The sequence below is a fragment of the Polaromonas sp. P1_E1_2 genome (genome assembly GCF_056406035.1).
Window position 1 is genome coordinate 1 of sequence record NZ_JBFUAZ010000058.1, and the last position, 12,110, is coordinate 12,110.

At 64.3% G+C, this 12,110-nt stretch carries 12 protein-coding genes and 1 pseudogene; 10 read left to right on the forward strand and 3 right to left on the reverse strand.

Annotated features, from left to right (window positions below):
• From AC1D1P_RS05230 to AC1D1P_RS05240, 3 genes are all read left to right on the forward strand, one after another.
• On the forward strand, positions 1-226 hold a 226-nt coding region (locus tag AC1D1P_RS05230), incomplete at its 5' end, for a cysteine-rich CWC family protein (RefSeq protein WP_477672292.1).
• Positions 183-1,244: a nicotinate-nucleotide--dimethylbenzimidazole phosphoribosyltransferase gene (gene cobT, locus AC1D1P_RS05235; protein WP_477672293.1), complete on the forward strand. Its 1,062-nt coding sequence runs from the start codon at positions 183-185 to the stop codon at positions 1,242-1,244. The genes AC1D1P_RS05230 and cobT, both read left to right, overlap by 44 nt.
• A gap of 17 nt (positions 1,245-1,261) precedes the next feature.
• Positions 1,262-2,116 (forward strand): adenosylcobinamide-GDP ribazoletransferase, encoded by an 855-nt coding sequence (locus tag AC1D1P_RS05240; protein ID WP_477669925.1) that lies wholly within the window; start codon positions 1,262-1,264, stop codon positions 2,114-2,116.
• Here AC1D1P_RS05240 and AC1D1P_RS05245 read toward each other — a convergent pair.
• On the reverse strand, positions 2,111-3,004 hold the full coding sequence (locus AC1D1P_RS05245) for a LysR family transcriptional regulator (RefSeq protein ID WP_477672294.1): 894 nt from the start codon (positions 3,002-3,004) through the stop codon (positions 2,111-2,113). The genes AC1D1P_RS05240 and AC1D1P_RS05245 overlap by 6 nt on opposite strands.
• A gap of 122 nt (positions 3,005-3,126) precedes the next feature.
• Between AC1D1P_RS05245 and argC the strand changes: the two genes are divergently transcribed.
• The 6 genes from argC to AC1D1P_RS05275 all read left to right on the forward strand — a co-directional run bounded on the left by argC (position 3,127) and on the right by AC1D1P_RS05275 (position 9,720).
• Positions 3,127-4,059: an N-acetyl-gamma-glutamyl-phosphate reductase gene (gene argC, locus AC1D1P_RS05250; RefSeq protein ID WP_477669927.1), complete on the forward strand. Its 933-nt coding sequence runs from the start codon at positions 3,127-3,129 to the stop codon at positions 4,057-4,059.
• A gap of 323 nt (positions 4,060-4,382) precedes the next feature.
• The gene (locus tag AC1D1P_RS05255) at positions 4,383-4,940 is read left to right on the forward strand and encodes a histidine phosphatase family protein (RefSeq protein ID WP_477669928.1); all 558 of its coding nucleotides are present in this window, start codon (positions 4,383-4,385) and stop codon (positions 4,938-4,940) included.
• A gap of 21 nt (positions 4,941-4,961) precedes the next feature.
• Complete coding sequence (locus tag AC1D1P_RS05260; RefSeq protein WP_457282584.1) at positions 4,962-5,930, forward strand: 5'-nucleotidase; 969 nt, start codon at positions 4,962-4,964, stop codon at positions 5,928-5,930.
• A 17-nt stretch (positions 5,931-5,947) separates the two neighbouring features.
• A complete protein-coding gene (locus AC1D1P_RS05265) occupies positions 5,948-7,738 on the forward strand; it encodes an ABC transporter ATP-binding protein/permease (RefSeq protein WP_477672295.1) in 1,791 nt (596 codons plus the stop codon).
• A complete protein-coding gene (locus AC1D1P_RS05270; protein ID WP_477672296.1) occupies positions 7,739-9,358 on the forward strand; it encodes an MFS transporter in 1,620 nt (539 codons plus the stop codon). It abuts the gene before it with no gap.
• A gap of 35 nt (positions 9,359-9,393) precedes the next feature.
• Positions 9,394-9,720: an antibiotic biosynthesis monooxygenase family protein gene (locus AC1D1P_RS05275; RefSeq protein WP_477669931.1), complete on the forward strand. Its 327-nt coding sequence runs from the start codon at positions 9,394-9,396 to the stop codon at positions 9,718-9,720.
• On the opposite strand, the gene queC is transcribed toward AC1D1P_RS05275, so the two are convergent.
• Together queC and AC1D1P_RS05285 are read right to left on the reverse strand one after the other, a co-directional pair.
• Entirely contained in the window at positions 9,693-10,424 is a 732-nt protein-coding gene (queC, locus tag AC1D1P_RS05280; RefSeq protein ID WP_477669932.1) for a 7-cyano-7-deazaguanine synthase QueC, read from the reverse strand. The genes AC1D1P_RS05275 and queC overlap by 28 nt on opposite strands.
• 15 nt (positions 10,425-10,439) lie before the next feature.
• Positions 10,440-11,618, reverse strand: coding sequence for a fumarylacetoacetate hydrolase family protein (locus AC1D1P_RS05285; RefSeq protein WP_477672297.1), 1,179 nt, complete (start codon positions 11,616-11,618; stop codon positions 10,440-10,442).
• A 233-nt stretch (positions 11,619-11,851) separates the two neighbouring features.
• On the opposite strand from AC1D1P_RS05285, the pseudogene AC1D1P_RS05290 reads away from it, so the two are divergent.
• Positions 11,852-12,110 (forward strand): annotated as a pseudogene (locus tag AC1D1P_RS05290) (hypothetical protein); the annotation flags it as partial.

The window sequence follows — 12,110 nt, forward strand, 5'->3', positions numbered from 1 at the left end:
GGCCGACACCTCGGTGTGCCCCCGCTGCGGCGCCGGCCTGCGCTGCGGCATGGCGGCAGGAGATGCTGAATGCTGGTGCGTGCAACTGCCGCACATCATGCCCGTACCCTCCGAACGAACTCCGCAACCGGAAGGCAGCGCATTGTCGTGCTTCTGCCCCGCCTGCCTTAAACAAATCACCGATGAACGCACCCGACTTTCCACCCCTCCTCCTGCCCGCGATTGAGCCGACTGCCGACCTCCCGCTGGAGGCCAGGCTGCGGCACAAGATCGACCACAAGACCAAGCCGCAGGGCGCGCTCGGCCTGCTCGAAAGTGTGGCGCTACAGCTGGGCCTGATCCAGCAGAGCGAGAACGTCACGCTGCAAGCTCCCCAAATGGTGGTTTTCGCGGCCGACCACGGCATCGCCGCCGAAGGCGTTTCGGCCTTTCCGCAGGATGTCACGGTGCAGATGGTCGGCAACATGCTGGCCGGCGGCGCCGCCATCAACGTCTTCGCGCGCCAGCACGGCTTTGCCCTGCACGTAGTGGATGCCGGCGTGGCGGCGGACTTGCCCGCGCACCCGCAGCTGCTGCAGTGCAAGATCGCCCACGGCACCCAAAACATCTGCAGCGGGCCCGCGATGTCGCAACTGCAAACCCACACCGCACTCACCGCGGGCATGGACATCCTGCAATCGCTGCCCGGCAACGTGGTGGCGTTTGGCGAAATGGGCATTGCCAACACCTCGCCTGCCGCCCTGCTGCTGGCACGCCTTGCCGGCATCAGCATCGACGAAGCCACCGGTCGCGGCACCGGCCTGGACGACCAGCAACTGCAACGCAAGCGCGCCGTGCTGGCGCGCGCGCTGGCAGGCCACGCCGGCGCAACGCAGCCTCTGGATGCATTGGCCGCCCTGGGCGGTTTTGAAATCGCCATGATGGCCGGCGCCATGTTGCAGGCCGCCAGCGAGCGCCGCGTGGTGCTGGTCGACGGCTTTATCGCCGGGGCGGCAGCACTGGTGGCCCGCTCGCTCGCTCCCGCGGTGCAGAACTACATGGTGTTTTGCCACCGTTCCGACGAGCACGGCCATCGCCTGCTGTTGGCGCACCTGAAAGCCCAACCGCTATTGGAGCTGGGCCTTCGCCTCGGCGAAGGTACGGGCGCGCTGTTGGCCTGGCCCCTGGTGCAATCTGCAGCCGGCTTTCTCAATGAAATGGCGAGCTTTGACTCCGCCGGCGTGAGCGGGCGGGAAGACGCATAAACCATCATGGGCCTCGCATGACATCCATCACCCTGTTTGTCCGCGAGTTCCTGCTCGCCGTCCAGTTCTTCACGCGCATCCCCATCACGGGGCGTCTGGCGGCCTGGGTGGGCTACAGCCCCGAGTTGCTGCGCGCCAGCGCCGGCCACTTCCCCGGCGTCGGCATTCTGGTGGGCCTGTTTGCCGCTGCCGTGTACGCGCTGTTTCAGGCAGTTCTGCCCGACACCACGTTCTCGCCGCTGGTGGCCGCGGCGTTTTCCACCGCCGCCACCGTGCTGCTGACGGGCGGCTTCCACGAAGACGGCCTTGCCGATGTAGCCGACGGCCTGGGCGGCAGCCACGACAAGGGCCGCGCACTCGAAATCATGAAGGATTCGCGCGTGGGTGCCTTTGGCGCCATGGCGCTGGTGCTCGCCTTGCTGTGCAAGGTCTCGCTGTTGGCCATCCTCGGCTCGGTCGAAGGCGCGCCCGCCGGCTGGGGTGACTGGGAAGAGGCGCCCTTTGGCAGCTGGTATGCCTGTGCCGCGCTATGCACAGGCCACATCATGTCGCGCGGCCTGCCGCTGCTGCTGATTTACCTGCTGCCACACGTGGGCGACACCGCCCTGTCCAAATCCAAGCCTCTGGCCGACCAGATCTCCCCCGGCAGCCTGCTGGTGGGGTTTTCCTGGTGCCTCGCCGCGCTGGCCCTGGCTACCTTCGTGCTTGACGTCATGAACCTCATCGTGGCCTGCAGCTTCGCCGTGCTGGCGTTGCTGTGGATGGGCCGCTTCTTCAAGCGCAGGCTGCAAGGATTCACCGGCGATTGCCTGGGTGCCACCCAGCAGGTTTGCGAAATCGCTTTTTACCTGGGCCTGGCCATCAGTCTATGACCATGRCTGCCGCTGTTGCCACAGCACGTCCAGGACATGCTGCGTCGCCTGCTCCACCGGGCCCATCCGGTGCGCAACCCCCAGCGACCGCCACAGCGCGGGGCGCAACGGAAGCATGCGGATGCGCGGGTCAAGCGGCGTGGTGGATGATGCCTCGTGCGGCAGCAGCGTGGCGCCGTAACCGGCGGCCACCAGACTCTTGATGGCGTCGTTGTAGTTGAGCTGGATGCGCGCCTTGGGGTGCTCCCCCGCCAGCGCGAACCACTCAGCGGTCAACCGCGACAGGCTGGTGCCCAAATCGTTAAGAATCAAGGGCTGAGCCGCCAACCACTTCGGCGTAACACGCTGGGGTACAGCCCAGGGCGACGGCACGAAGGCCATCATCGGATCCCGACGCCAGGGCTGCACCTTCACCCCTTGCACCGTCGCCTGCGGCAGCGCCACCAGGCCCACGTCGAGCGATCCATTCGCCAGGCGCGTCATGGTGTCCTGCGAAGTGAGCACTGCCACCTGCACGTCGATGCCGGGATGATTCCGGCCCAGCACCTCCAGGGCCTGCGGCAGCAAGTGGGCAATCGCGCCCGTGGAGGCGCCCAGCCGCACACGGCCCGCCAACCCCTGCACCTGCCGCTGAACTACATCCATTGCCTCGTCCGCATCGGCCAACAGGCGCCGCGCCCGTTCAATCAGTGCCTCGCCCACGCCCGAGGGACGCACTTCACCGCGCTTGCGCACCAGCAGGGGGGCGCCACACAGCGCTTCCAGGTCGGCTACGTGCAGGCTCACCGTGGGCGCCGCCAGATGCAGCACGCGCGCGGCTTCGGCGAACGAGCCCAGGTGTGCGATGGTGACCAGCGTGCGCAGCCGGTCCAGGTTGAGTTCGCGCATGACGTTCAGTAAATCTGATGCTGATGTTTATGAAATTCAACTTTTCAAATTCTAAGGTGTCGCTGAAGATTCGTCATTCTTCTTTCTTTGGCTCGAGCCATTCATCCCACCAGGAGCACCGCATGAGCGCACCCCTTGTCTTCATCGATGGCGATCAGGGCACCACCGGCCTGCAGATCCACGAACGCCTGCAGGGCCGCAACGACCTGACCCTCCTCACGCTGCCCGAGCAGGACCGTAAGGACCCGGCGCGCCGTGCAGAAGCCATTAATGCCTGCAATATCGCGCTGCTGTGCCTGCCCGACGGGCCTGCACGCGAAGCAGCGGCCTCCATCGTGAACCCGGCCGTGCGCGTGATCGATGCCAGCTCCGCGCACCGCACGGATCCGCAGTGGGTCTACGGACTCCCGGAAATGGGCTCGGAACAGTCCCGGCGCATCGCCAACGCGCGGCGCGTCACCAACCCCGGCTGCTATCCCACGGGCGCCATCGCCCTGCTGCTGCCACTCGTGAAGGCCGGCCTCGTGCCCGCCGACCACCCGCTGGCGATCCATGCGGTGTCGGGCTACTCCGGCGGCGGCCGCGCGCGGGTGGATGCGCATGAAGGTGCGGGTGCATCGCATGCGCCCATGTTCCAGGTGTACGGTCTGGGGCTGGCCCACAAGCACATCCCCGAGATCCAGAAACACGCAGGCCTGATACAGCGGCCCTTCTTCCTGCCGGCTTACGGCTCGTTCCGCCAGGGCATCGTGCTCACGATCCCGTTGCTGTTGCGGCGGTTGCCAGCGGGCGTCACTCCCGGTCGCTTGCAAGCCTGTCTACAGCAGCACTACGAAGGCGCCGTGCACGTGGAGGTGATGGCGCAAAAGGACGTTCAGGCCACGCAGCACCTGGACCCGCAGGCGCTCAACGGCACCAACCTGCTGCGGCTGGCCGTGTTCGCCAACCCGCAGCATGGGCAGGTGCTTCTGGCCGCCGTGTTCGACAACCTGGGCAAAGGCGCCTCGGGTGCGGCGGTGCAGAACCTTGACCTGATGCTGCAGCACGCCGCTTAGCGGCTTGACGGCACAGCAAGTTCGGCGAGGGGTGTCACAGATAGCCGGTTCTTGCAAGCAGTTCCAGAGATGGCCCCACGGTGGCGCAGAGGCTCGCCGCGCCGGCGCCTGTGCCGCTCTAGAATAGACCATGGGGCATGGCGGACCCTTCCTTATCGCACGGATCGCACAGCGTGCACTCCGCCATTCTCCAGCCACCGCAGCAGCCCCTCTCCATGATCACCGCATCACTTCCGTCCACCGCCACCACGGTCCCCGTGCAGGAGCAGCAGATCACCTGCACCGACCTGCAGGCGCTGCCCGACCAAGGCAGTCAGTAAGCCATGAAGCTCTGGCTGGCCCGCCACGCAACACCGCTGGTTGAAGCCGGCATTTGCTACGGCCGGCAGGACGTAGCGGCCGATGCGGCGGCCACCGCCGAATGCGCGCAAGCGCTAGCCACGCTGCTTCCCGCCGGCACACGGGTCGCCCACTCCCCTTTGCAGCGATGCGTGCAGCTGGCGCAAGCATTGCGCGAACTGCGCCCCGACCTGGCTTGCACCAGCGACCCGCGGTTGCAGGAGATGGACTTTGGTGCCTGGGAAGGCCGCGCCTGGCAGGACATCACGCCCGCCGAACTGCAGGCCTGGACGGACGGCTTTGCCCAATATGCCGTGGGCGGCAGCGGCGAAAGCACCCACCAGGTCATGGCACGCGTCGCTTCGGCCTTTGACGAGTTGCAAGGCCAGGCCGACACACTGTGGATTACCCATGCGGGCGTCATACGCGCCGTGGAACTGATTGGCCTTGGCGTGCGTCAGATCATGCACGCCAGCGACTGGCCTCTAAAAGCTCCGGCCTACGGCCAATGGTGCACACTCGAACTGCAAACCCACTCCTAAAAACCGGATAAGGTACAAAAAATGGCAGCAACTCTGGATGGTCAGCTCGTGGTGGCGATCTCGTCACGCGCGCTGTTTGACTTTGAAGAAGAAAACCAGGTTTTTGAAACCGGCATGACGGCCGAGCCCGTGCCAGGCGCCAAAAAGGATGCCGCCTATATGAAGCTGCAGCTCGAGCGGCTGGACGTGCCGGCCAAGCCTGGCGTGGCGTTTTCGCTGGTCAAAAAGCTGTTGGCCTTCAACGAGGTACCCGAAAGCGCCGGGGAAGCGGCCAGCCCGACAGCACCCACCCAGCGCGTTGAAGTCGTGATCCTCTCGCGCAATGACCCCGTCTCCGGCATGCGGGTTTTTCGCTCAGCCCAGCACTACGGCCTCAAGATAGAACGAGGCACTTTCAACCGTGGCGAGGCGCCCTGGCGTTACCTCAAGCCCCTGCACGCCAATCTTTTCCTGTCCGCCCATCTGAGCGACGTACGCGACGCCCTGCTGGCCGGCGTGCCCGCTGCGCAGGTCTATCCGCATTCAGTGCGTGCCAGCGACGCGCACCCCAACGAAGTGCGCATCGCCTTCGACGGTGACGCGGTGCTGTTTTCGGACGAAGCCGAGCGCGTCTTCCAGGCGCAGGGCCTGTCCGCCTTCCAGCAGCACGAACGCGACAAGGCCACACAGCCGCTGCTGGCCGGCCCGTTCAAACCCCTGCTTGAAGCGCTGCACCGCCTGCAGCAGGTCGGCACCTCGCACATGCGCATACGCACCGCCCTGGTCACCGCCCGCAGCGCGCCCGCGCATGAACGCGCCATCCGCACGCTGATGGACTGGAACATCGAGGTCGATGAAGCCATGTTCCTGGGGGGTCTCGCCAAAGGCGAGTTCCTGCGCGAATTCGAGCCCGACTTTTTCTTCGACGACCAGACCGGTCACGTGCACTCCGCCTCGCAACATGTGCCCTCGGGCCACGTGGCCAGCGGTGTTTCCAACCAGCTTTCCTGAGCCGCGAAAGGGCTTTCATGAATCCGTCCAGTCTTTTCGCAAAATTTACCGCATTCAGTCTTTTTGCCAGGCGGATAGCCGCACTGGCCGCCCCTTACTTCCGGTCCGAAGAAAAATGGAAGGCTCGCCTGCTGCTGGTGGCCATCGTGCTGCTCAACCTCGGCACGGTTTACATGGCAGTGCAGTTCAACGACTGGTACCGCGTGTTTTATGACGCACTTGAAAAACGCGACCAGGTCGTCTTCTGGCAGCAGATGGGCCGGTTCAGCTATCTGGCCTTTGGCGCGATCATCATCGCCGTCTACAAGTTCTACCTGACCCAGTTGCTGCAAATGCGCTGGCGCGCCTGGATGACACGCGACTACCTGCGCCGCTGGCTGTCGCACCACGCCTTCTACAAGATGGAGCTCGCGCGTTATTCGGCGACAACCGACATCAACGCCAGCCCGGACAACCCGGACCAGCGGATTCAGGAAGACGTGCAGTCTTTCACCACCTCCACGATCAAACTGAGCATGGGCCTGCTCAATGCGGTCGTGACGCTGGTCAGTTTTGTCGGCCTTCTCTGGGTTCAGTCGGGTCCGCTGGACTTCACCCTGGGCGGAAGCAGCTATTTCATACCGGGTTACATGGTCTGGGCCGCGGTGGCCTATTGCCTGGTCGGCAGCGTGCTGGCGCATTACATCGGTCGGCCACTGATCAAACTCAACTTCTTGCAGCAGCGCTACGAAGCCAATTTTCGCCACCACATGGTACGGGCGCGTGAATACAGCGAATCCATTGCGCTGGACCATGGCGAGGCGGTGGAGCGCAGCCAGCTCGATGGTCGTTTCACGACGGTGCTGGCGAACTACCTGAACCTGATACGCGCCAACAAAAAACTCATCTGGTTCCAGAGCTTCTTCGGCCAGGCTGCCTTGATTTTTCCGTTCCTTGTTGCGGCACCTCGCTTCTTCGGCGGAGCAATCCAGCTTGGCCAGCTGATTCAGATTTCCTCGACCTTCGGCAAGGTTCAGGACTCACTCAGCTGGTTTGTGGATAACTACGACAATCTCGCCAGCTGGCGCGCGACAACAGATCGCCTGACAAGCTTCGAAGACAGCATGATTGCGCAGGCAAAAGACAACGTCGGCCTGGTCACCAGTGCGTCCACATCGCTCACGTCGAGCGACCTCAATCTGGCCCTGCCGACCGGAACCGTTCTCCTGACAGGCGTCGAACTGCATGCCGACGCCGGCGACCACATTCTGCTCAGGGGTCCTTCCGGCAGCGGAAAGTCCACCCTTTTTCGCGCTTTGGCGGGTATCTGGCCGTTTGCCACCGGCCGTATCGCCCGACCTGAAAACGCCATGTTCATCCCGCAGCGCCCGTATTTCCCGAACGGCTCCCTGCGCGATGCACTGGCTTACCCCGAACTGGCGGCAAGCTACACCGACGATGCGCTGAAGCAAGCCCTGAACGAAGCCCTGCTGCCCGAACTCGCCGCGCGGCTGGACGAAGAAGACGCCTGGAGCCAAAAGCTTTCGGGAGGGGAGCAGCAGCGCCTTTCCATCGCTCGGGTATTGCTGAAGAAACCCAAATGGATTTTTGCGGACGAAGCCACCAGCGCGCTCGATGAGGCGGCTGAAAAAACGCTGTATGAACGTTTGCTGGCGCTCGTCAAAACATCGGGAGGCGCGATCATCTCGATCGCCCATCGGCCCAACGTGGCGGCCTTTCACAACAAGACCTGGGCTTTCGAAAAGCTGCCCGAAGGCTCACCCGCGCTGTTCACGCTGAACCAGCGTGCCGCACAGGAAGCGCCCTGAATGCCCGAGGAAGCCGCAAGAACCCCCGAGCCGGTAACGGCTGAATCCCTCTCCGCCTGGGCGCCCATCAAGCGCCCCGTGTTCCGCATGCTGTGGAGCACCTGGCTGGTCGCCAACATCTGCATGTGGATGAACGATGTGGCGGCCGCCTGGATGATGACCTCGATGACCACCTCGCCCCTCTGGGTGGCGCTGGTGCAGTCGGCCTCCACGCTGCCGGTGTTTTTGCTGGGGCTGCCCAGCGGCGCACTGGCCGACATCCTGGACAGGCGCCGCTACTTCATCATGACGCAGTTCTGGGTGGCGGTGGTGGCCACGCTGCTGTGCATCGCCGTGATCTCGGATGTCATGACGCCGCCCCTGCTGCTGGCGCTGACCTTTGCCAACGGCGTGGGCCTGGCCATGCGCTGGCCGGTGTTTGCCGCCATCGTGCCGGAGCTGGTTCCCCGCGTGCAGTTGCCCGCCGCGCTGGCGCTCAACGGTGTTTCGATGAACGCSTCGCGCATCGTCGGCCCRCTSGTYGCCGGCGCTTTGATTGCCGGSGCCGGCACCGAATACGTGTTYGTRCTCAACGCCGTGCTGTCGGTCATTTCGGGCTTTGTCATCATGCGCTGGCGGCGCGACCACGCGCCCAGCCCGCTGGGGCGCGAGCGCCTGGTCAGCGCCATGCGCGTCGGCCTGCAGTTTGTGAGCCAGTCGGCGCGCCTGCGTGCGGTGCTGCTGCGCGTAGCGATTTTCTTTTTTCACTCCACCGCCCTGCTGGCTTTGCTGCCGCTGGTGGCGCGCGGCCTGCACGGCGGCGACGCCGGCACCTTCACGCTGCTGCTGGCGTCCATGGGAACGGGCGCCATCATCGCGGCGCTGAACCTGGCGCGGCTGCGCCAGATGATGCCGCGCGATGTGCTGGTGATGCGCTCCACACTGCTGCAGACGGCGTCCACCGCCGCCATGGCCTTCGCGCCCAATGTGTATGTGGCCGTGCCCGCCATGCTGCTCAACGGCATGGCCTGGATCACCTGTGCCAATTCGCTCAGCGTGTCGGCCCAGCTGTCATTGCCCGACTGGGTGCGCGCGCGCGGCATGTCGATGTACCAGATGGCCATCATGGGCGCCAGCGCAGCGGGTGCGGCGCTCTGGGGCCATGTGGCGGGCCTCACCAGCGTGTCCACCGGCCTGCTGATGGCCGCCGCCAGCGGCTCGATCGTGATGATGGTGGCGCAGTACCTCGTGTCGGACCTCAGCATTGAAGAAGACCTGACCCCGTCGCGCCAGTTCAAGGCGCCGGTGGCCGAAGAGCCACCCGGTGCAGGCCGCGTGGTGGTGAGGATTCACTACCAGATAGACATGGCGCGCGCCGACGATTTTCGCGCGCTGATGCAGGAAAGCCGCCGCAGCCGCCTGCGCCAGGGTGCACTTGAGTGGGAACTGCTGCGCGACGTCAACAAGCCCGGCCATTACATCGAGCAGATCATTGACGAGTCATGGACCGAGCACCTGCGCCGCTTTGACCGCGTGACGGCCAGCGACGTGGCGCTGCGCGAACGCAAACTCGGATTTCACCTGGGTGAAGAACCCCCGCTTGTCACCCGCAGCATCGTCGAGCCACCCGGCAGAAGCTAGCGGCATTTTTTAGCCACCAACCACGGAGTATTTTTGTGATTGCAGCCACACCCCCAGCCCCTTACTACGCCGTGATCTTCACGTCATTACGAACCGAAGGCGACAAGGGCTACGGCGACATGGCCGACCGCATGGTGGCGCTGGCCACGCAGCAACCGGGCTTTCTGGGCGTCGAATCAGCCCGCGAAGGCCTGGGCATCACGGTGAGCTATTGGCAAGACCTGGCGTCCATCAAGACCTGGAAAATGAATGCCGAGCACCTGGTGGCGCAGCAAACGGGTCGCAGCGACTGGTACACGCATTACAAGACCCGAATCGCAAAGGTAGAACGCGACTACGGTTTCGAAAGCCCGTCCACATAGCCTGCGAAACCTCTGGCCCGCAATTCGCAGGCCGGGCAGGTGCCGCAGCCATAGCCCCAGGCATGCCGGTGCACACGATCACCGAGGTAGCATGTGTGCGTGTGTTCCACGATCAGGTTCACCAGCGCTTCACCGCCGTTGGGCTCGCCTGATTTTTCACCGATGTCATGCGCCAGCCGCCAGGTGTCGGCCTTGTCGATCCACATCAACGGCGTCTCGATCAGAAAGCGTTTGTCCATGCCCAGCGACAGCGCCAGCTGCATGGCCTTGATGGTGTCGTCGCGGCAATCGGGGTAGCCTGAAAAATCGGTTTCGCAAACGCCGGTGACCAGCACCTGCAAATCTCGCCGGTAAGCCAGCGCCGCTGCGAGCGTGAGGAACAGCAGGTTGCGCCCCGGCACAAAAGTGTTGGGCAGGCCCGAGCTTTCCATCTTGAAGGCCACGTCGCGCGTCAATGAGGTGTCGCTGACCTGCCCGAGCACCGCCAGGTCCAGCAGGTGGTCTTCACCGATCTTGTGGGCCCACTGTGGGAACTGCTGTTTGATTTCGCGCAGCACATTGAGCCGCGCTTCCAGCTCTACCTTGTGGCGCTGGCCGTAGTCAAAAGCCACCGTCTCGACACGTTCGTATTTCGACAACGCCTGCGCCAGGCAGGTGGTCGAATCCTGGCCGCCGGAAAACAGCACCAATGCAGAGGTATGCATCCGCCCTCTCCTTTTTTACGGCAGCTTGCGCTTGGCCAGGCTTTTCATCAGCGCCGAAATGCCGAAGGTCCACGGCGCAGCCTTGTCGGAAGTCGTGACCCGGTTCACCAGGCTGCCCAGCTGCGGCGTGGCCACCGTCACCACATCACCCACCACGTGGGTAAAGCCCTGGCCCGGGCCGTGCCGGTCTTGCGTGGGGGCAAACATGGTGCCCAGGAAGAGCATGAAACCGTCGGGGTACTGGTGGTTGGCGCCAATGGCTTGCGCCACCAGGTCCAGCGGGTCGCGGCTGATCTTCTTCAACGAGCTGCCGCCCTTCATCACAAAGCCTTCAGGCCCCGTCACGGTGATGCTCAGGTCGCTGCTGCGCACATGGTCGATGGTGAAGCGCTCGTCGAGCAGGCGGATGAAAGGGCCGATCGCGCACGATGCGTTGTTGTCTTTGGCTTTGCCCAGCAGCAGTGCGCTGCGGCCTTCAAAGTCGCGCAGGTTCACGTCGTTGCCCAACGCGGCGCCAACCGTCTCGCCGCGCGAGTTCACGGCCAGCACGACTTCAGGTTCGGGGTTGTTCCAGTCGCTGCCAGGGTGTATGCCCACTTCGGCGCCCGTGCCCACCGCGCTCATCGGCTGGCTCTTGGTAAAGATTTCCGCGTCGGGGCCGATGCCCACTTCCAGGTACTGCGACCACATGCCCTGGGCGATCAGCACATCTTTGAGCTGGGCCGCTTCGGGCGAACCGGGCTTGATGCTGCCCAGGTTCTCGCCGATCACGGCGATCACCGCCTTGCGCGCTCCATCGGCCTTGCTGGCGTCGCCGCCCGCCTGTTCTTCAATCACGCGCTCCAGCATCGATTCGACAAACGTCACACCCGAGGCTTTCAGCGCCTGCAGGTCGCATGGCGCCAACAGCCAGGGCAGCCTGGTGTCATGCGCATCCTCCGCGGAATTAGCCAGCACTTCGGCCGTGCCCGCCAGCCGCGGCAGCTTCGCCGCAGCGGCCCGCACAACCTTGGCGACACCCGGCAATTCCAGCAGTTGGCTGGCGGTCGGCGCGACGCTGGAAAGGTCGTACACGCCGTCGGGTGTGACCAAGGCCAGCACCGGGCCAGTGCCTTCTATCCAGACACGCCCCACCAGCAAGGCATCAGCGGCGTCAACAGGCAGGGTGGAAGCAGGGCTCAGGGAGTTTTTCATGATGTTGGAAGGGAAGAACGGGAAGGGCAGCACACAAAAGCGTATGAAGCTGTCAATAGTACAAGGAAGTACGAGGCGCCCAATCACCCCGCTGAGGGTTGAGGAAAAGCGCACGCACACGTCTCGGCCCCAGGCAAGCGCCGCTACACTGAAACGCACCCGCTTGCGGGACACTGCCTTCATGCCACCCGGGAGGCAGCCAAACCTTCACACCCCTGATTTTTAAGCGAAATATGCCTCTAGCCCCCGAAAAACTTGCGCAAGCAGCTATCGAATTAATAGCAAGGCGAACCACGGGAAAGGCGGGCCCACGCTTGCCCGGCAGCAGCCGCCCTGTCGACCTGGAAGACGGCTGGCTGATACAGCAGGAAGTCACCCGCCGGCTGGGCCAGCCGGTGGCTGGCTGGAAGGCCTCACCGCCCAGCCCCGGCAAGCTGGTGGCCGCGCCCATTTACCAGCCCGCCCTTTGCCGCGCAGCGATCTGCTCTGTCC